At 76.2% G+C, this 18099-nt stretch carries 15 protein-coding genes and 1 tRNA gene; 4 read left to right on the top strand and 12 right to left on the bottom strand.

All coding sequences use genetic code 11. From position 1 onward, the window contains the following. Positions 1–39: 39 nt before the first annotated feature. From IEY75_RS12080 to IEY75_RS12070, 3 genes are all read right to left on the bottom strand, one after another. Entirely contained in the window at positions 40–1020 is a 981-nt protein-coding gene (locus tag IEY75_RS12080; RefSeq protein ID WP_189114375.1) for a ribose-phosphate diphosphokinase, read from the bottom strand. Between the two features lie 110 nt (positions 1021–1130). Beyond that, the gene (gene glmU, locus IEY75_RS12075; RefSeq protein ID WP_308425702.1) at positions 1131–2615 is read right to left on the bottom strand and encodes a bifunctional UDP-N-acetylglucosamine diphosphorylase/glucosamine-1-phosphate N-acetyltransferase GlmU; all 1485 of its coding nucleotides are present in this window, start codon (positions 2613–2615) and stop codon (positions 1131–1133) included. 122 nt (positions 2616–2737) lie between these two features. Further along, a tRNA-Gln gene (locus tag IEY75_RS12070) sits at positions 2738–2809 on the bottom strand. Positions 2810–3011: 202 nt separating this feature from the next. Between IEY75_RS12070 and IEY75_RS12065 the strand changes: the two genes are divergently transcribed. Continuing rightward, positions 3012–3617 (top strand): TetR/AcrR family transcriptional regulator, encoded by a 606-nt coding sequence (locus IEY75_RS12065; protein ID WP_189114461.1) that lies wholly within the window; start codon positions 3012–3014, stop codon positions 3615–3617. Positions 3618–3646: 29 nt separating this feature from the next. Here IEY75_RS12065 and IEY75_RS12060 read toward each other — a convergent pair whose 3' ends face one another. The 3 genes from IEY75_RS12060 to IEY75_RS12050 form a co-directional block, all read right to left on the bottom strand. Then, positions 3647–4195, bottom strand: a complete 549-nt coding sequence (locus tag IEY75_RS12060) for a DUF4383 domain-containing protein (protein WP_189114374.1) — start codon at positions 4193–4195, stop codon at positions 3647–3649. A gap of 81 nt (positions 4196–4276) precedes the next feature. After that, complete coding sequence (locus IEY75_RS12055; protein ID WP_189114373.1) at positions 4277–4705, bottom strand: DUF4383 domain-containing protein; 429 nt, start codon at positions 4703–4705, stop codon at positions 4277–4279. A gap of 128 nt (positions 4706–4833) precedes the next feature. Next, positions 4834–5157, bottom strand: a complete 324-nt coding sequence (locus tag IEY75_RS12050) for an SCO4225 family membrane protein (protein WP_189114372.1) — start codon at positions 5155–5157, stop codon at positions 4834–4836. 145 nt (positions 5158–5302) lie between these two features. Between IEY75_RS12050 and IEY75_RS12045 the strand changes: the two genes are divergently transcribed. Continuing rightward, positions 5303–7114: an ABC-F family ATP-binding cassette domain-containing protein gene (locus tag IEY75_RS12045; protein WP_189114371.1), complete on the top strand. Its 1812-nt coding sequence runs from the start codon at positions 5303–5305 to the stop codon at positions 7112–7114. A 79-nt stretch (positions 7115–7193) separates the two neighbouring features. Here the strand turns inward: IEY75_RS12045 and IEY75_RS12040 are convergent, their stop codons facing one another. From IEY75_RS12040 to IEY75_RS12030, 3 genes are all read right to left on the bottom strand, one after another. Next, on the bottom strand, positions 7194–8141 hold the full coding sequence (locus IEY75_RS12040; RefSeq protein ID WP_189114370.1) for a 4-(cytidine 5'-diphospho)-2-C-methyl-D-erythritol kinase: 948 nt from the start codon (positions 8139–8141) through the stop codon (positions 7194–7196). A 145-nt stretch (positions 8142–8286) separates the two neighbouring features. Further along, a complete protein-coding gene (gene rsmA, locus IEY75_RS12035) occupies positions 8287–9195 on the bottom strand; it encodes a 16S rRNA (adenine(1518)-N(6)/adenine(1519)-N(6))-dimethyltransferase RsmA (protein WP_229789587.1) in 909 nt (302 codons plus the stop codon). Further along, positions 9192–10094 (bottom strand): TatD family hydrolase, encoded by a 903-nt coding sequence (locus tag IEY75_RS12030; RefSeq protein ID WP_189114369.1) that lies wholly within the window; start codon positions 10092–10094, stop codon positions 9192–9194. The genes rsmA and IEY75_RS12030 overlap by 4 nt, the downstream gene beginning before the upstream one ends. A gap of 140 nt (positions 10095–10234) precedes the next feature. Here IEY75_RS12030 and IEY75_RS12025 point away from each other — a divergent pair, with 140 nt between their 5' ends. Then, positions 10235–11476: a hypothetical protein gene (locus IEY75_RS12025; RefSeq protein ID WP_189114368.1), complete on the top strand. Its 1242-nt coding sequence runs from the start codon at positions 10235–10237 to the stop codon at positions 11474–11476. Between the two features lie 46 nt (positions 11477–11522). Here IEY75_RS12025 and IEY75_RS12020 read toward each other — a convergent pair whose 3' ends face one another. Beyond that, on the bottom strand, positions 11523–14000 hold the full coding sequence (locus tag IEY75_RS12020) for a carboxypeptidase-like regulatory domain-containing protein (RefSeq protein WP_189114367.1): 2478 nt from the start codon (positions 13998–14000) through the stop codon (positions 11523–11525). A gap of 248 nt (positions 14001–14248) precedes the next feature. After that, entirely contained in the window at positions 14249–16027 is a 1779-nt protein-coding gene (gene metG, locus IEY75_RS12015; protein ID WP_189114366.1) for a methionine--tRNA ligase, read from the bottom strand. Positions 16028–16300: 273 nt separating this feature from the next. Here metG and IEY75_RS12010 point away from each other — a divergent pair, with 273 nt between their 5' ends. Continuing rightward, the gene (locus IEY75_RS12010; RefSeq protein ID WP_189114365.1) at positions 16301–17155 is read left to right on the top strand and encodes a hypothetical protein; all 855 of its coding nucleotides are present in this window, start codon (positions 16301–16303) and stop codon (positions 17153–17155) included. 67 nt (positions 17156–17222) lie between these two features. Here the strand turns inward: IEY75_RS12010 and rsmI are convergent, their stop codons facing one another. Further along, positions 17223–18083 (bottom strand): 16S rRNA (cytidine(1402)-2'-O)-methyltransferase, encoded by an 861-nt coding sequence (gene rsmI, locus IEY75_RS12005; RefSeq protein WP_229789585.1) that lies wholly within the window; start codon positions 18081–18083, stop codon positions 17223–17225. Between the last annotated feature and the right edge of the window lie 16 nt (positions 18084–18099).

The following is an 18099-nucleotide window of genomic DNA, read 5'->3' as shown; positions in this document are numbered from 1 at the left end:
CACCTCGCCGCCGACACCAACCCCCGAACGCCGCCCGAGCTAGCTGAGGCCCCCGAACAGCGTGGTGACCGAACCGTCGTCGAAGACCTCGCGGATGGCCCGGGCCAGCAGCGGGGCGATCGACAGGACGGTGAGCTTGTCCATCCGCTTCTCCGACGGCAGCGGCAGCGTGTTGGTGACCACGATCTCCGAGATCCGGCTGTTCTTCAGCCGTTCGGTGGCCGGGTCGGACAGCACGGCGTGGGTGGAGGCGACCAGGACGTCGGCGGCGCCGGAGTCGAACAGGATGTCCGCCGCCTTGGCGATGGTGCCGCCGGTGTCGATCATGTCGTCGACGATCAGGCAGACCCGGCCCTCGACGTCGCCGACGACCCGGTTCGCCACGACCTGGTTGGGCTTGAGCGGATCGCGCGTCTTGTGGATGAAGGCCATCGGCGAGCCGCCGAGCCGGTCCGTCCACCGCTCGGCGACGCGGACCCGGCCCGAGTCCGGGGCGACGACGGTCAGCTTGCGGCCCGCGTACCGGCCCTCGACGTAGGAGGCCAGGGTCTCCATCGCGAACAGGTGGTCGACCGGGCCGTCGAAGAAGCCCTGGATCTGCGCGGTGTGCAGGTCGACGGTCAGGATCCGGTTGGCGCCCGCGGTCCGGAGCAGGTCGGCGACCAGGCGGGCCGAGATCGGCTCGCGGCCCCGGTGCTTCTTGTCCTGGCGGGCGTACGGGTAGAAGGGGAGCACGACGGTGATCCGCTTGGCCGAGCCGCGCTTGAGCGCGTCGACCATGATCAGCGTCTCCATCATCCACGTGTTGACACCGTGGGTGATGGACTGGACCACGAAGGCGTCCGACCCCCGCACCGACTCCTTGAACCGGATGAAGATCTCGCCGTTGGCGAAGTCGTACGCGTCCGTCGGGGTGGGGGCCACCCCCAGCACCTCGCCGATCTCGTCGGCCAGCTCGGGGAAGCCCCGGCCTGAGAAGAGCATGAGGCTCTTGCGGTTCTCCGCGACGATGCTGCCCATCAGGTGTGTCCCACTCCTTCAACGCGTCGGGGGTTCTGCGCGCGGCGCGCACCGAAGTCTGCCCTGGCCAAGACCATGATCGACAGGGCGGTTCGTCGATGTGTCATGGGTCACTCAGCGGTGGGGTCCGCCCCCTGGGCCGGGCCCCCGCCCGTCGCCGGGTCCGCCTCCGGCCCGGTGCCGGCGCGGGCCAGGTCCGCCGCGTCGGCGGCCGCGGTGCCCGGCCGCCGACGGGCCACCCAGCCGTCGATGTTGCGCTGCGCCGCCCGGCTCACCCCGAGCGCCCCCGGGGGTACGTCGGCCGTGATCACCGAGCCGGCGGCCGTGTACGCACCGTCACCCACCCGCACCGGCGCCACGAACATGTTGTCGGCGCCCGTGCGGGCGTGCCGGCCGATGACGGTGTGGTGCTTGGCGACGCCGTCGTAGTTGACGAAGACCGTCGCCGCGCCGATGTTGGTGTACTCGCCGATCGTGGCGTCGCCGACGTAGGACAGGTGCGGCACCTTGGCGCCCTCGCCGAGCCGGGCGTTCTTCGTCTCGACGAACGTGCCGACCTTGGACCGGCGGCCGAGCACCGAGCCGGGCCGCAGGTACGCGTACGGCCCCACCGACACCTCGTCGCCGACCTCGGCCCCGGTGGCGTGGGTGCGGACCAGCGCGGCCCGCTCGCCCACGACGGTGTCGACCAGCGTGGTGTCCGGGCCGACCCGGGCACCCGCGCCGACGTGGGTCTGCCCGTAGAGCTGGGTCTGCGCCTCGACGACGGCGTCGCGGCCGAGCGTCACCGTGACGTCGATCCAGGTGGTCGCCGGGTCCAGCAGGGTCACGCCGGAGGTGAGCCAGGCGTGGTTGACCCGGTCGCGCATCCGCGCGCGCAGGTCGGCGAGCTGGGCGCGGTCGTTGCAGCCCAGGACGTCGGTCGCGTCGGGCGCGCGGTACGCCGCGACCTGCTCGCCGGCCGCGGCGAGCAGGCCCAGCACGTCGGTCAGGTACTCCTCGCCCTGGTCGTTCTGGCTGGTCAGCTTGCCCAGCATCGGGCCCAGGTGGGCGGCGTCGAACGCGTACAGCCCGGAGTTGATCTCCCGGACCGCCCGCTGCGCGTCGGTGGCGTCGCGCTCCTCGACGATGGAGTCCAGCGCGCCGTCCGGGCGGCGCAGGATGCGCCCGAGGCCGTGCGGGTCCGCCACCTCGGCGGTCAGGACAGTCGCGGCGGCGCCGGCCGCCTCGTGGGTGGCCACCAGGTCGGCGACGGTCTCGGCGCGCAGCAGCGGGGTGTCCCCGTTGAGGACGACGACCGTGCCGGTCAGGGGCGGCAGCGCGCCCAGCGCCACCCGCACGGCGTGCCCGGTGCCGTTCTGCTCCTGCTGGGTCACGGTGGTGGCGGCCGGGGCGACCTCGGCCAGGTGGGCCGTGACCTGCGCGGCACCGTGGCCGACGACGACGGCGGTCCGGGTGGCGCGCAGGGCGGCCGTCGCCGCGAGGACGTGGCCGACCAGACTGCGGCCGAGCAGCGGATGCAGGACCTTCGGCACGTCGGACTTCATCCGCTTGCCCTGGCCGGCGGCCAGGACGATCACCGTACGCTGATTCACGCCATCACCTCAGGGGGCCGCGCGGTCGCGCGCAGGCCACTCGTTCAGGGCGGCCGCCAGGCTGGAGCCGGTTGACCGGCGCGGGCGCCGCCGGACTGGGCTTCAGGGCTGGGGGGAGGGAGCTCGGCCGCCAGGGTTCGAACCTGGAAAACGGGTTCCAAAGACCCGCGTGTTGCCAATTACACCACGGCCGATCGGCGTCACTCAGCCTAGCGCCTGCGCGCCGGGGTACGCCGACCCCGGCGGCCCGACCTGCGGCGCCCGGACCGCACGGCGGGTCCGGCGTACGGGTGAACGGGCTGGCAGGATGGCGGCGTGACCGACACCCGCAACGACGCCACCGGCCGCGGCCGCGGGGCGCGGACCCCGGCGCGCAAGCCCGAGCCGCGGGTCCGCATGTCGGCGGCCCAGCGCCGCGAACAGCTCATCCGCACGGCGCGCGGCCTGTTCGCCGAACGCGGCTTCGACGCCACCTCGGTCGAGGAGATCGCCGCCCGGGCCACGGTGTCCAAGCCGGTGGTCTACGAGCACTTCGGCGGCAAGGAGGGGCTCTACGCCGTCGTCGTCGACCGCGAGATCCGCGCCCTGCTGGAGCGCATCACCAACGCGCTGACCGGCGGCCACCCGCGCAAGCTGGTCGAGCAGGCGGCGCTGGCCCTGCTGGACTACATCGAGCAGGAGGCCGACGGGTTCCGGGTGCTGGTCCGCGAGTCGCCGATCGGTGCCGGGTCCGGCAACTTCTCCTCGGTGCTCAACGACGTGGCCCGCCAGGCCGAGCACATCCTGGGCGCCCAGTTCAAGAACCGGGGGTACGACCCGAAGCTCGCCGAGCTGTACTCGCAGGCGCTGGTCGGGATGGTCGCGCTCACCGGCCGCTGGTGGCTGGACGCGCGGGAGCCGCGCAAGGAGGCCGTCGCGGCGCACCTGGTCAACCTGGCCTGGAACGGCCTGAGCCACCTGGAGGCCACCCCGAGCACGCTCCACACCCGACAGCAGCGCTGACCCCGCGCGGTCCGGTCGCGGCGGCGGGGTCAGGCGAAGCGGTGGCTGCCGTCGGGGCGGGCGCCGTCGGTGGGGCGGTGCGGGTACTCCCCCGTCGTCCACGGGTGCACCGAGTGGTCCATGCCCCGGCGCTGCCGGAACGCCTCCTCGGCGGCGGCCTCGGTCGGGCTGCCCACGCGGTCGTACAGGCCGGCCAGCAGCATGGCCATCCCGACCAGGTACGACACGACGCAGGTGCCGACGGAGAAGTTGAGCAGGTTCGCCGAAGTCTGCATGAAGCCGAGCATCGCCACGCCGGCCACCAGGAACACCGCACCGCCCGCCAGGTTCACCCAGTGCGCGAACTGCCCGCCGAGCACCGCCCCGGCCAGGACGACCGCGCCCACGAACAGGGACAGGACCGCGAAGGCCGGGTTGGTCCGCAGGCCCAGCGCCCAGATGTCCTCCCGGCCGAAGAACGGGGTACCCCAGCTCATCAACACCCCGACCGTCCCGAACGCGAAGACGTACCCGCCGACGAGGCCGGCGACGGTGCGGAACAGGGGGCTGAGCGGGTGGTTGATCGGCATGTGCAGCATGGCTGACCTCCCCGTAGGCGGCTACGGGGAGGGGTACCCGCGCGGCGGGGCCTCAACCCCGCCGCGGGGTGCCGCGGGCGCTCAGGCGCGGGCGGTCGACACGCGGCTGTACAGGCCGGCGGTCAGCAGCACGCAGCCGGCGAGGTACACGACCACGGTGGAGGTGATGGTGGCGTTGAGGACGTTGCCCTCGGTCTGCATCAGGGCCAGCATCACCGAGCCCAGGACGAACAGCAGGTAGGCGAGCCAGGTGTTGACCCGGGCGTCCAGGTTGCGGCCGATCGCGGTGACGGCGAGCACGACGAGCCCGACGAGCAGCGCCACGACCGAGAAGGCCACGTTCGTCTTGATGCCGAGCACGGTCGCCGACAGCCGGTCGAACGCGCCCGCGTCGCCGGTCTCGACAAGGCCGAGGACCCCGAACACGGCGAGGAAGCCGCCGGTGAGCCCGGCCAGCGTCCGGTGCAGGGGGCGCAGCGGGTGATTCTCGACTGCGGAGTGTGACGACATGCGGTTCTCCCGAACGGGTCAGGGGGTCTGCGGTGGCCAATTCTGTCGTACCGGCCCCGGTGGCGCGACGGCGGGCGCCACGCGTTCCGTTCGGCAGCCGCGGGGCCCAGTTGAGCGGCCCGCCCCGGTCAGCGCGCCGACCGGGTGGACCGGACGGCCGCGGCGAGGAGGCCGACGGCGACCGCGTTGGCCGCGCCCGCCACTGCGCACGACAGGACCACGAGCACGTGGTACCCCGCGTCGGACAGCGTGCCGGCGACCGCCTGGCCGGCCGCGACCAGCAGGAAGGACAGCGGCGCGGTGAGGACCAACGCGGGCAGCGCCGCGAGCGGGCTGTCGGCGGCGGAGTCGAGGGAGGCGGCGCCGAACAGGACGAGGGGGACGGCGGTCACGCACAGGTACACGAGGGCGGAGCGCGTGCGCAGCGCCGCGCGAAGGGTCTTGAGGTTCACCAGTCACCAGATCCGGACAGACAGCGAGCGCCCGGCAGTGGCGCCCGCCCGAACCATAGAGCCGGGGCCGTGCCGCCGCCACCGGACCGGATCCCCCGCCCGCGGACGCCGGCCGGCGTCCGCGGGCGCCTAGGCTGGGGGCGCTATGGCGAACATCATCAACCTCGACCGGGTGTCCAAGGGCTACGGGGCCGTGGGCGCACTCCTCACCGACGTCTCCCTCGGGGTCGGCGACAGCGACCGCATCGGCGTGGTCGGCCTCAACGGGGCGGGCAAGAGCACCCTGCTGCGCCTGCTGAGCCGGCAGGAGGAGCCCGACGAGGGCCGGGCCACGCACCGCCGGGACCTGCGGGTCCTGTGGTTGCCGCAGACGCTGGAGCTGGCCGGGGAGGCGACCGTCCGGGAGGTGGTGCTGGGCACCGCGTGGCTCGGCGAGTCGATGGGGGCCGAGCACGAGTGGGCGGGCGACGCCGGGGTCCGCACGATCCTGTCCGGGCTGGGGATGGGGCACCTGGGCCTGGACAGCGCCGTCGGGTCGATGTCCGGCGGCGAGCGGCGGCGGGTGGCCCTGGCAGCGCTGCTGGTGCGGGCGTGCGACCTGCTGATCCTGGACGAGCCGACGAACCACTTGGACGTGGCCGCCGTCGCCTGGCTGGCCGCGCACCTGCGCTCGCGCGCCGGCGCCCTGCTGGTGGTGACCCACGACCGGTGGTTCCTGGACGAGGTCTGCACGGTGACCTGGGAGGTCGCCGACCGGACCGTCCGGGCGTACGAGGGCGGCTACGCGGCGTGGACCCTGGCGCGGGTGGAGCGGCAGCGGGTCGAGGCCGCCACCGAGGCGCGGCGGCAGAACCTGCTGCGCAAGGAGATCGCCTGGCTGCGGCGCGGCCCGCCGGCCCGGACGAGCAAGCCGAAGTTCCGGATCGACGCGGCGAACGCGCTGATCGCCGACGTACCGCCGGTGCGCGACACGGTGTCGCTGCAGCGGATGGCGACCGCGCGGCTGGGCCGGCAGGTGTACGACCTGGCCGACGTCGTGCTGGACGCCGGCCCGAAGCGGATCCTGGACCGGGTGACCTGGAGCGTCGGCCCGGGCGAGCGGATCGCCCTGCTCGGCGCCAACGGCGCGGGCAAGACCACCCTCCTGCGGATGCTGGCCGGGTTGGGCCGGCCCCGCGACGGCCGCTGCGCCGTCGGGCAGACGGTGCGGGCGGCGTTCCTGTCCCAGGAGCTGCACGAGCTGCCCGCGGACCTGCGGGTGCTGGAGGCCGTCGAGGAGGTGGCCCGGCGCGTCACCGTGGGCGACCGGGACATGTCGGCCGCGCAGTTGGCGGAGATGTTCGGGTTCACCGACCGTCGGCTGTGGACCCCGGTGGGTGACCTGTCCGGCGGCGAGCGGCGGCGGCTGCAACTGCTGCGGCTGCTGGCCGGCGAGCCGAACGTGCTGCTGCTGGACGAGCCGACCAACGACCTGGACACCGACACGCTGGCCGCGCTGGAGGACCTGCTGGACTCCTGGCCCGGCACGATCGTCGTGGCCAGCCACGACCGGTACCTGATCGAGCGGGTGACCGAGCAGGTGTACGCGCTGTTCGGCGACGGCGCGGTGACGCACCTGCCCGGCGGGATCGACGAGTACCTGCGCCGTGCCGGTGCCGCCCCGGACCGGCCGGCGGCGCCCGCGGCGGCGCCCGGGGAGGCGGCGCCGGTCGCGGGAGCCGGCGCCGGGCTCAGCCCGGCCGAGGTGCGCGAGGCGCGCAAGGAGCTGGCCCGGCTGGAGCGGCAGGTCGGCAAGCTGACCCAGCGCGAGAGCGCTTTGCACGACCGCCTCGCCGACGCCGCGACCGACTTCGCCCGGCTCGGCACGCTGGACGCGCAGCTCAAGGAACTGGTCGCCGAGCGGACCGCCGCCGAGGAGCAGTGGATGGCGCTGGCCGAGCGCCTGCCGGACGCCTGAGCCGCCCGCGCGACGGTCGGCGGGGCGCCGCCGGAGTGCCGCGGGTACTCCGCCCGGTGGCGTGGGTACTCCGCCCGACTCAGGCGATGCGGGCGCCGGGCATCGGGCCGTGTACCGGCACCGCGTAGCGGCAGCCGCCGTCGGCCTCCAGCCGGGTGGCGAGCGCGGCAGCGTGCGCGGCGTCGCCGGCGAGGAAGACGCACGTGGGGCCGCTGCCGGAGACGAGGCCGGCCAGCGCCCCGGCCGCGGTCCCGGCGGCCAGGGTCGCCGCGAGCGCCGGCCGCAGCGACAGCGCCGCCGCCTCCAGGTCGTTGCCGAGGGTGCCGGCCAGTACCCGGGGGTCGCGCTGGCGGAGGGCGCCGAGCAGGTCGTCGGGCGCCGCCAGCGGGGCCGGGGCGGTACCGGCGGCGCGCAGGTCGTCCAGGGCCGCGTACACCCGGGGGGTGGCCAGGCCGCCGTCGGCGACCGCCAGGACCCAGTGCCACGTGGTGGGGCGGGCCAGGACGGGGCTGACGACCTCGCCGCGGCCGGTGCCCAGGGCGGTGCCGCCGTGGACGAGGAACGGCACGTCCGAGCCGAGCTGTGCCGCGACCCCGCCGAGCTGGTCCCGGGTGAGCCCGGTGCCCCACAGCGCGTCGCAGGCGATCAGCGCGGCGGCGGCGTCGGCGCTGCCCCCGGCGAGGCCGGCGGCCAGGGGGATCTGCTTGCGCAGGTGCAGCCGCGCCTGCGCGGGCCGGCCGGTGTGGGCGGCGAGCGCGCGGACGGCCCGGATGATCAGGTTGCTGTCGTCGAGGGCGAGCTGGCCCGTGCCCTCCCCGGCCATCGTCAGCGTGAGGGTGTCGCCGGGGCGCGCGGTCAGCTCGTCGCAGAGGGAGACCGCATGGTAGACGGTCGTCAGGTCGTGGTACCCGTCGGCGCGGGCGGGGCCGACGGCGAGGTGCAGATTGATCTTGGCGGGCACCCGGACCCGGACCGGCCCCGACGCGGGCCGCGTCCGGTCGTCGTCGGGTCGCCAGGCCTCCGTCACGGGCGGACCTCCGCGGACGGCGCCGGAGCGGTCCGCCCGCGGGGACGGCACGGCACCTCCCGGCGCGGGTCCACCGCACGCCTGCGCTGCGACTCGTTCACGGCCCACCTCCTCACCGGACCGCCCCACCCTAACGAACCGGGGCTCACTCCCGAGGCGCCGCCGCACCCGCGGGCGCGTCCGCCCGCGCCGCCGCGCGGCTGACGGCGGCGAAGTCGGCCACGGCGAGCTGCTCGCCGCGCGCGCCCGGGGCGATGCCCGCGGCCCGCAGGACCGCCTCGGCGGCGGCGGGGCTCCCGGCCCAGCCGGCCAGGGCCGCGCGCAGGGTCTTGCGGCGCTGCGCGAACGCGGCGTCGATGACGGCGAAGACCGCGCGGCGGTCGGCGTCCGGCGGCGGGTCGCGGCGGGTGAAGGCGACCAGGCCAGAGTCGATGCGCGGGACCGGCCAGAAGACGTTCGGCGGTACGCGGCCGGCTGAGCGGGCCTCGGCGTACCACGCGAGCTTGGCGCTCGGCACCCCGTACACCCGCGAGCCCGGCCCGGCCACCAGCCGGTCGGCGACCTCCTTCTGCACCATGACCAGCCCGTGCCGCAGGCTCGGCAGGACCGCCAGCAGGTGCAGCACGACCGGTACGGCCACGTTGTACGGCAGGTTCGCCACCAGCGCGGTCGGCGGCGCCCCCGGCAGGTCGGCGGCGGCGGTGCGCAGCGCGTCGGCGTGCCGGACGGTCAGCTTCGCCGCCAGGGCCGGCCCGGCCACCTCGGCGACGGTGCCGGGCAGCGCGCCGGCCAGCACGGGGTCCAGCTCGACGGCGTGGACGTGGGCCGCGGCGGGCAGCAGCGCCAGGGTCAGCGAGCCGAGCCCCGGCCCGACCTCGATCACCACGTCGTCGGCGGCGACGGCCGCGGCGGCGGCGATGCGGCGGACGGTGTTCGGGTCGTGGACGAAGTTCTGGCCGAGCTTCTTCGTCGGCGTGACGCCGAGGCGGGCCGCGATCCGGCGCACCTCGGCCGGGCCGAGCAGCGCGGCGCCGGGCGCTCCGGCGGCGCTCACCACGGCCCGAACACCCGCGCGCCGGTCGCGGCCAGTCCGGCGCACACCTCGGCCTCGTCGGCGCCGCGGACGGCGGCGATCGCGCGGACGGTGAGCGGGACCAGGTACGAGGCGTTGGGCCGGCCGCGGTGCGGAGCCGGGGTCAGGTACGGGGCGTCGGTCTCCACCAGCATCTGGTCCAGCGGCGTGAGTGCGGCGGCCTCGCGCAGGGCGCCCGCGCTGCCGAAGGTGACGGTACCGGCGAAGCTGAGCACGTACCCGCGCCGCACGCACTCGCGGGCGAAGTCGGCGTCGCCGGAGAAGCAGTGCAGCACCACCGTGTCGGGGGCGCCCTCGGCGTCCAGTACCCGCAGCACGTCGGCGTGGGCGTCGCGGTCGTGGATGACCAGCGCCTTGCCGTACCGCTTGGCGATCGCCACGTGCGCGCGGAAGCTGGCCTCCTGCGCGGCGCGGCCCTCCCCGCCGGTGCGGAAGTGGTCGAGCCCCGTCTCGCCGACGCCGCGCACCCGCGGGTGGGCGGCGAGCGCCTCGATCTCGCGCAGCGCGCCGTCGAGGTCCGGCAGCAGCGGGGCGTCGTTGGGGTGCACGGCGACGGTCGCCACGACCTCGGGGTGGGTCTCGGCCAGCCGGACCCCCCAGGCGGAGGAGGCGACATCGACGCCCACCTGGACGAGCCGGTCGACCCCGACCGCGGCCGCGGCGTCGACCAGCGCGCGGACCGGGTCGGCGGCGCGCCCGGGCAGCGGGGCGGCGGCGTGCTCGGCGCAGGTGATGTCGAGGTGGGTGTGGCTGTCGGGGACGGGCAGCGGCAGCGGCGGGGGCGGCGGCGGGAACTCGCCGGCCCGGCGGGCGGCCCGCTCGCGCCGGCTCGTGGCGGGATCACTCATCGCGTCCAGCATCCCCAACGAAGTTGATCAAGGCAACGGCGGGCCGGAACCGGGGCGATTCCATCGGCGGCGGTCGCTCGGCCACGTGTGCCGCACGCGTCGTGCACCCGCTGTTCACGCGGGCGCCCCCTCCCCGGCTTAGGGTGCCCTTCGTGTGGAACCCGGCCAGCTCCGTCGCCCCCGTCGGCGCCCTCGTCGCCGACACCCAGGTCACCTACGGCGGCGTACCCTACGCCGCGAACGAGATCGCCCGCGGGGCGGCGTACGAGCTGCTCAGCACCCGCGCCGCGCCCGGCTTCACCCCGTCGGCGCGCCCCGACGCGCCCTGGCACCTGTTCGTGCCGGCGGCCGACGTCACGGGCCCCCGCGGCCCGGCGGCCGGCCGGGAGCACGAGACGCCGCTGATGGTGCCGCTCAGCCGCGGGCGCACCTGGGACGACTTCCACCGGCTCAGCCAGACGCCCGACCCGCGGTACTCCCCCGAGCTGGCCGACATCCGCGCCACGGCGGCGGTCCGGCGCGGCACCCGGATGATCAAGGTCCTGTCCGCCCGGCAGGTCGGCGGCTACCTCAAGGGCTGGCTGCCGGCCGGCTTCTGCTACCGCGAGTGGGACGTCGCCCACCTGCGCACCGCGGGCGAGCTGCGCGTCCTGCGCACCGACGATGACCGGCACGCCGACAGCCCGGACGTGGCGTACGCGCTGCGCTGGCGGGCGGTGGACCCGTGCGACTACGAGGTGCCGACCGGGGCCGCCTACCCCGGGCTGGTGTCCATGCCCTCGGGGTACCGCGTGGGGCCGCCGCTGCTGGGGACCGGCTTCACCCCCAGCGCCCAGCACGTCATCCCCGAGTTCGTGACCGCGAACCTGACCGACATCCCGCTGCCGGCCAACACGGCGCTGCTGGCGTACCCCGGCGACGGCACCGAGGTGGTGCTGTTCACCTTCCAGCCCGAGCAGCGCGGCTGGCTGCGGATGGCCGGCCCCGCGGCCCGGCACCTGCTGGCCGGCCTCGGGTCGGCGGCGGACCAGGAGTACCTGCCGGTGCCCTCGGGCGACCGGGGCACGAGCCGGCTCGTCGGCCGGCACCAGGGCGTCGAGCACGACACGGTCGCCGATCCGCCCGAGGAGTTCCGGGTGCTGGCGATGTCGCGGGCGGCCCGGTACCCGGTGGAGACGCTGGCCCGGCGGACCCGGTTCGCCACCTGGCGCGGCGCGGCGTGCAGCGTCGTCGGCGTCGAGGGCGCCTGGGTCCGGCTGCGGCTGTGCCGGCCCGACGCCGACCAGGTGGTCGCAATCGGGGCGCAGTGCCACGAGCGCGGCGTGTACGAGGCGTGGGCCCCCGCGGAGGAGCTGGCCGACTACCGCACCGTGGACCAGCCGTACCGGCTCTGACCGCGCCGGCCGGACCGGCGGTAGCGGCCGGACCCGGCCGCTACCGCTACCGGCCCCGGCGCGGGGCGCGGCGCAGGTCGGGGTCGCCGCCGCGCAGCGGGGGCAGCGCGAAGTCCACCGCGGCCCCGCCGCTGCCCGGCGGGATCAGCACCGGCCGGGCGGCGTCGAACACCTCGGCGTCCTCGTACCAGCCGGTGCGCGGCCCGCGCCCGGTCTGGAACTCGTAGCGCAGCCGCACGGTGCTGCCGGCCAGCACCGGCAGCCGGTACCGCCGCGTCAGCGGGTCCACCGGCACCTGTGCCAGGTCGCTGCCGTCGGGCCCCACGGCGGTGATCGTGCCCTCGTGCCACTGGCCGCCCGCGGTACCGGTCAGCGCCACCCCCCGGGTCAGCGTGGTCTGCACGACCGTCACCGCGCCGGAGAGCACCCGCACGGTCGCGGCCGTCTGGGCGTCGGGCTGCTGCCCCGACCACTGGCTGGGGTGGGCGCCGTCGTCGAAGCGCAGTGGCCACGCGTACGGGCCGAACCCCCCGGCCAGGAAGTTCCCCCTGACGTCGGTGAACGCCGCGGCGGGCGGGTTGCCGACGCGGGCCGGCAGCCAGGACACCTCGGTGCGCACGGGCCGGCCCGAGGCCGCGGCGGTGATGGTGCCGGAGATCGCGCCGGCCGGGTCCAGCCGGACCGCCGGCGGGAACGTCGTGCGCCCCGAGCGGACGGTGACCACCACCGCATCCGCCTCGCGGCCGACGCCGCCGGCCGGGCCGAGCCACTGCCGGCCCAGCCCGCGCCCGGGCGGCTCGGCGAAGATCCGGTACGAGCCCTTCGGCACCCCGACGAACGTCGCCGCGCCGTTGGCGTCGGTGCGCAGCGGCTCCGGCGCCGGCTGCTCGGGCCGGACCGGCACCAGGTACACGACCGTGTCCGCCACCGACGCCTCGGTGCGCCGCGGGGGGCGGCGGGGGCGGCCGATGGAGTCGCCGGGCGCGCGCGCGACGGTGTGCACGCTGACCGAGCCGCCCCGGTCCAGGACGTAGTCGGCCTCGGCGGGCTGGTCGGCCGGCACCGCGAGGCGCTCGGTGCCGGGCAGGTAGTTGCTGTCGGTGGGCGTGCGCAGGTGCGCCTCGTACCGGCCGGGCAGCACGTCCGGGACGGTCAGCGTGCCGCTGTCGGTGCAGCCGTGCGGGTACTTGTCGGTGTCGGAGTCCGGCAGCCGCTCGCTGTCCGGGCCGACGAGCACCGCGCAGAAGTCGGCCACCGGGTCGCCGCTGTCGCCGTCGCGGGCGCGCAGCGTCACCGGCTGGCCGGTCGCCGCCCGCTCGTCCAGGACCAGGGTCCGGCCGGCGACGACGGTCACCGGTTCGCTGGCGGCGGCCGCGCCCTTGCCGCCCAGGTACTGCCGGCGGCCGTTGATCTCGAACCCGACCAGGTACCGGCCGACGGCCAGGTCGGGCAGCTCGTACCGGCCCTGCCTGTCGGGGGTGGCGCTGAGCAGCACCTCGGAGCCGGAGTCCGGAACCGGTCGGGCGAAGATCCAGCCGCGGGAGGTCGGCGCGCCGTTGGCCCCGTACAGGGTCCCGCCGATCCCGCCCGTGGGCAGCAGCGTCGCCGCGACGGGGACGTCGGCGTCGCGCTCGACGGTGATCGTGCCGGCCTGCGCCGGGTCGGTGACGCCGGGCAGCCACTGCTGCCAGCCGCGCGGCGAGGTGACCGAGACCCGGTACGTGCCCGCGCGGACCCGCGGCAGCGCGAACTCGCCGCGCACGTTGCTCCGGTCCCGGTTCGTCTCGTACTCGCCCGCGTGCAGCCGCACGGTCGCGCCGCGCACCGGCGCACCGGCGGCGTCGACGACCGTCCCGTGCACCTGCCCGGTCTCCGGCAGCGACTCGCTGATGCTGATCCGCTCTCCGGCCGGCAGGGCGAACTCCGTGGCGCCGTGCGCGCTGGGCCGCCCCGGCGTCCACTGGCTGACGGTGCCGGCCGCGAACTCGACCCGGTAGGTGCCCGGGGAGACCCGCAGCGCCGTGCGCCCCTCGCTGTCGGTCACGTCCTCGACCCGCTCCCCGAACCGGCCGACCGGGTGGGCGATCATCGTCCCGCGGGACACGCCGCCGTCGGCGTCGGTCAGCGTGCCCGCGATCCGCGCGTGCGGCAGCAGCGTCGGGGCGACGTCGACCCGCGCCCCCGCGGCGACCGGGTACACGGTGGCGCGCTGGCGGGAGTCGGTCGAGTCGGCCCACATCTTCAGACCCTCGACCGTGAAGAACACGACGTACCGGCCCGGCCGCACGTCCTCGAAGACGGCCCGGCCCTCCTCGTCGGTGTACCCCTCGTACTCGGCGAGCTGGGCCTTCTCGTCGAAGACCTTGACGTCGGCGTAGGTGAGCGGGCTGCCGTCGGTGTCCCGGAGGGTGACCGCGATGGTGCCGGCGGCGCTCTGCGCGGCGGCGCCCGGCGCGCCGGCCAGCGCGAGCAGCAGCGCCACGAGCGCGAGGAGGCCGTACCGCGAAGTGCCGTGACGCCGCATACTCGCCGTCCCCCGGGTTGTGCGTGGCGGCGGCCGGCAGCGGGAGCCGGCGGGTGCCGCCATGAGGTGGTCAGGCGCGGATCATATCGACGCAGGTCAGCGTTCGCACACCCTGTCAGCCGGTCGGCCGAGGCCGCGCTGCCGCCTCGGTCCCGGCGCGGTGCCGGCCGGCGGAGGCGGGGCGACCGGTCGGCGTGGGCCGCGCTCCGGTCGGCTCTGGCGCCGCGGCGGGTGACCCGCCGCGGCGCTCACCCGCCGAGGCGGGCGAGCTCCTCCTCGACCACGGACGGGTCCAGCTTGCGGAACACCGGGGTCGGCGCGGCGAGCGCCGCGCCGACGGCGACGGGCACCGACTCCCAGCGCGCGCCGACGGCGTAGTCGCCGGTGATCACCGGGTAGCCGGGGCCGCCGTCGAGGTCGTCCACCTCGGTCAGCACCGGCATCGGCGCGTGCACGCCGGTGCCGCCCAGCGCCTCGTGGATCCGCTGCGCGGCGTGCGGCAGGAAGGGCGTGAGCAGCGTGTTCGCGTCGCTGATCACCTGGAGGGCGACGTGCAGGACCGTCCCCATCCGCGGCTTGTCGGCGGCGTCCTTGAGCTTCCACGGCGCCTGCTCGGACAGGTACCGGTTGGCCTCCGCCACCACCCGCATCGCCTCGCCGACGGCCTGCTTGTGCCGGTGCCGGGCGATGAGGTCGCCGACGGTCACGAAGGCGGCGCGCGCCGCGGCCAGCAGCGCCTCGTCGGCGGCCGTCAGGCCGGCGGGGTCCACCGGCGGGACCGCGCCGAAGTTCTTGGCGGCCATCGACACGGAGCGGTTGACCAGGTTGCCCCAGCCGGCGACGAGTTCGTCGTTGTTGCGCCGGACGAACTCCGCCCAGGTGAAGTCGGTGTCGGTGGACTCCGGGCCGGCGACGGCGATGAAGTACCGCAGCGCGTCGGCGTCGTACCGCTCCAGGAAGTCCCGCACGTAGATCACCACGCGCCGGGACGAGGAGAACTTACGGCCCTCCATGGTCAGGAACTCGCTGGAGACGACCTCGGTCGGCAGGTTCAGCGCGCCGCGGGGGCCGGGCTCGCCGCCGCGGCTGCCGCCGCCGTTGTACCCGAACAGGATCGAGGGCCAGATCAGCGAGTGGAAGACGATGTTGTCCTTGCCGAGGAAGTAGTACGCCTGCGACTTGTCCTTCCAGAACCGCTGCCACGCGTCCGGGTCGCCGCTGCGGCGGGCCCACTCCACCGACGCCGACAGGTACCCGATGACCGCGTCGAACCACACGTAGAAGCGCTTGGTGTCCCAGCCCTCGCGCGGGATCGGCACGCCCCAGTCCAGGTCGCGGGTGATCGCCCGGGGGCGCAGGTCGGCGACGAGGTTCTGGGAGAAGCGCAGCACGTTGGGCCGCCAGCCCTCCCGGGTGTCCAGCCAGTCGTGCAGGGCGCCGGAGAAGGCCGAGAGGTCCAGGAACATGTGCTCGGTCTCGCGGAACTCCGGGACCTCGCCGTTGATCTTCGAGCGCGGGTCGACGAGGTCGGCCGGGTCGAGCTGGTTGCCGCAGGTGTCGCACTGGTCGCCGCGCGCGCCCGCGGCGCCGCAGATCGGGCAGGTGCCCTCGATGTACCGGTCGGGCAGCGTCCGGCCCGTGGACGGGGAGATGGCGCCCATCGTGGTCTCGGTGCGGATGTAGCCGTTGCGGTCCAGCGTCTCGAACAGCTCCTGCACGACCGCGCGGTGGTTGCGGGTCGTCGTGCGCGTGTACAGGTCGTAGGACAGCCCGAGGGCGACGAGGTCGCCGGCGATGACCCGGTGGTACTTGTCGACGGCCTGCTGGGGGGTCAGGCCCTCGTCGTCGGCCTGGACCAGGATCGGGGTGCCGTGCTCGTCGGTGCCGGAGACCATGAGCACGTCGTGGCCGGCCATCCGCATGTACCGGCTGAACACGTCGGAGGGGACGCCGAAGCCGGAGACGTGGCCGATGTGCCGCGGACCGTTGGCGTAGGGCCAGGCCACGGCGGCGAGAACGTTGCTCATGACCGGTCAGCGTAGTCGACCGCGCGCGGCACCGGCGCCGAGATCGGAGGGCGCCCGCGGTGCCGGCGGGCGGCGCCGGGTGCGCTCCAGAGTGGAGCCGCACGGCGGCCCGGCGCCGGTCGCGGCGCTCCGGCCCCACCAGCCCGCCCTACCTCCCACCTGCGCAGACCCCGGGGATACGCCGCGCCATCCGGGGCGGCGTGGTCGCGTGGTTTACCGCGACACGCGCCCGGAATGCCGCCCGCGGACCCCGCGGCGTAGTGGAATCGGTCCGTGGACACATCGAGGCAGCCCGCCGACGAACCGCCCGGCTCCCCCGCGGGGCGCGGGGGTCCGGGCGCCGCCGCGATGCCCGTCCAGGCGTCCGGGCCGTGGGCCGGCCGGGACGCCTGGTGGCAGGGCGACGGCCCGCCGGGGGAACCCGACCTGCCGCCCGACGACACCCCCACGGTGGCGGGCGGCCCGGCGCCTGCCACGGCCGGGGAGCCGGCCGCGCGCGCCCACCGGCGCCCGCGGCCGCGCTGGCTGGCGCGCACCGAGCCCGTCGTCGAGGCCGCCGGGAGCCTGCTCACCCTCGTCTCGCCCGCGCCGCCCGACACCCGCCGGCCCACCCCCGGCACCGGTCCGGTCCGGCCGCCGCGCGCGCCGGCCGCGGGCCTGGCCGCGCTGGTACCGCTGGCGCTGCTCGCCGCGTTCTTCGGCTGGGTCGGCGGCGGCGCGTTCGTCCTCGCCACCGGCGGGGGCGCCACCGGTACGGCGACGGTGACCCACTGCGCCGGCCGGAACCTGGGGCAGCGGTGCGTCGCCCGGTTCGCCGCCGCCGACGGGGCGTTCGCGGTCGACAAGGTCGCCCTGCTGGGGGTGTCCCGGGACCGCCGGCCGCCCGGCACCGCCGTCCCGGCGCGGATGGTCGACGCCGACGGCCGGCTGGCGTACGTCGGCGACGCCCCCGCCCTGCACCTGCGCTGGCTGCTCGGCCTGCTCGCCGCGCTGGGCTGCGGCGCGGCGATCGCCCGCGCCACCGGCACCCGCCTGCTCCCGGACCCGCGGCGCCGCCGCACCGCCATGCTCGCGTGCCTGCTCAGCCCAGTCGCCCTGATGTGCGGCTTCGCGCTCTACCACTGGTAGAGCGCCGCCGCCGGTGAGTGCCGGCCCGCCGCGGTGACATTCCGGCCCGCGGGGACGCATGGGAGGTTCACTGCGGCGCGACCGCGGCCGCGTAGACCTCCCGGCGGGGCAGCCCGGTCGCGGCGGCCACCGCCGTCACGGCGTCCCGGCGCGACAGGCCGCCGGCCTGCTCCGCGGACACCGCGGCGCGGATCTCGGGCGCCGACAGCGCGCACGCCCGCGCGGGCGCCCCGCCGACCACCACCGTGACCTCGCCGCGCACCTGGCCCTGCCCCGCCCAGGCCGCCAGCGCGTCGAGCGGCCCGCGGCGGACCTCCTCGTACGTCTTGGTCAGCTCCCGGCAGACCGCCGCCGGCCGGTCCGCGCCGAACGCGGCGGCCAGGTCCGCCAGCGCGGCGGCCAGCCGGTGGGGGGCCTCGAACAGCACCAGGGTCCGCGGCTCCGCGGCCAGCTCGGCCAGCCGGCCGCGCCGCTCGCCCGCCTTGCGCGGCAGGAAGCCCTCGAAGCAGAACCGGTCGCAGGGCAGCCCGGACAGGGCCAGCGCCGTCGTCACCGCCGACGGGCCGGGTACCGCCGCCACCGGCAGCCCCGCGTCCAGTACCGCCCGGACCAGCCGGTACCCCGGGTCGGACACGCTCGGCATCCCCGCGTCGGTGATGAGCGCCACCTCGGCGCCGTCGGCCACGGCCGCGACCAGGTCGGCGGTCCGGCGGGCCTCGTTGCCCTCGAAGTACGACACGATCCGGCCGGCGACCGTGAGGTCCAGGTCGCGCGCCAGCCGGACCAGCCGGCGGGTGTCCTCGGCCGCCACCACCTGCGCCCGCGACAGCACCTCCCGCAGCCGCGCCGAGGCGTCCGCCGGGTTGCCCAGCGGCGCGCCGAGCAGGACCAGCCGCCCCGGACCGCCGGTACCCTGCGCGTCGTCCACGGTCGCCTCCGCCTCC

The sequence above is a fragment of the Pilimelia terevasa genome, from assembly GCF_014647915.1.
GTDB lineage: Bacteria > Actinomycetota > Actinomycetes > Mycobacteriales > Micromonosporaceae > Pilimelia > Pilimelia terevasa.
Note: the sequence above shows the minus strand (reverse complement) of the source record. Positions and strands in the feature narration are given on the sequence as shown.

Bases quoted from the DNA above. Each gene is read 5' to 3' on its own strand.
- IEY75_RS12080 (WP_189114375.1), bottom strand. From the start codon at position 1,020: ATGGGCAGCATCGTCGCGGAGAACCGCAAGAGCCTCATGCTCTTCTCA.
- IEY75_RS12065 (WP_189114461.1), top strand. From the start codon at position 3,012: ATGTCGGCGGCCCAGCGCCGCGAACAGCTCATCCGCACGGCGCGCGGC.
- IEY75_RS12060 (WP_189114374.1), bottom strand. From the start codon at position 4,195: ATGCTGCACATGCCGATCAACCACCCGCTCAGCCCCCTGTTCCGCACC.
- IEY75_RS12055 (WP_189114373.1), bottom strand. From the start codon at position 4,705: ATGTCGTCACACTCCGCAGTCGAGAATCACCCGCTGCGCCCCCTGCAC.
- IEY75_RS12045 (WP_189114371.1), top strand. From the start codon at position 5,303: ATGGCGAACATCATCAACCTCGACCGGGTGTCCAAGGGCTACGGGGCC.
- IEY75_RS12030 (WP_189114369.1), bottom strand. From the start codon at position 10,094: ATGCTGGACGCGATGAGTGATCCCGCCACGAGCCGGCGCGAGCGGGCC.
- IEY75_RS12020 (WP_189114367.1), bottom strand. From the start codon at position 14,000: ATGCGGCGTCACGGCACTTCGCGGTACGGCCTCCTCGCGCTCGTGGCG.
- metG (WP_189114366.1), bottom strand. From the start codon at position 16,027: ATGAGCAACGTTCTCGCCGCCGTGGCCTGGCCCTACGCCAACGGTCCG.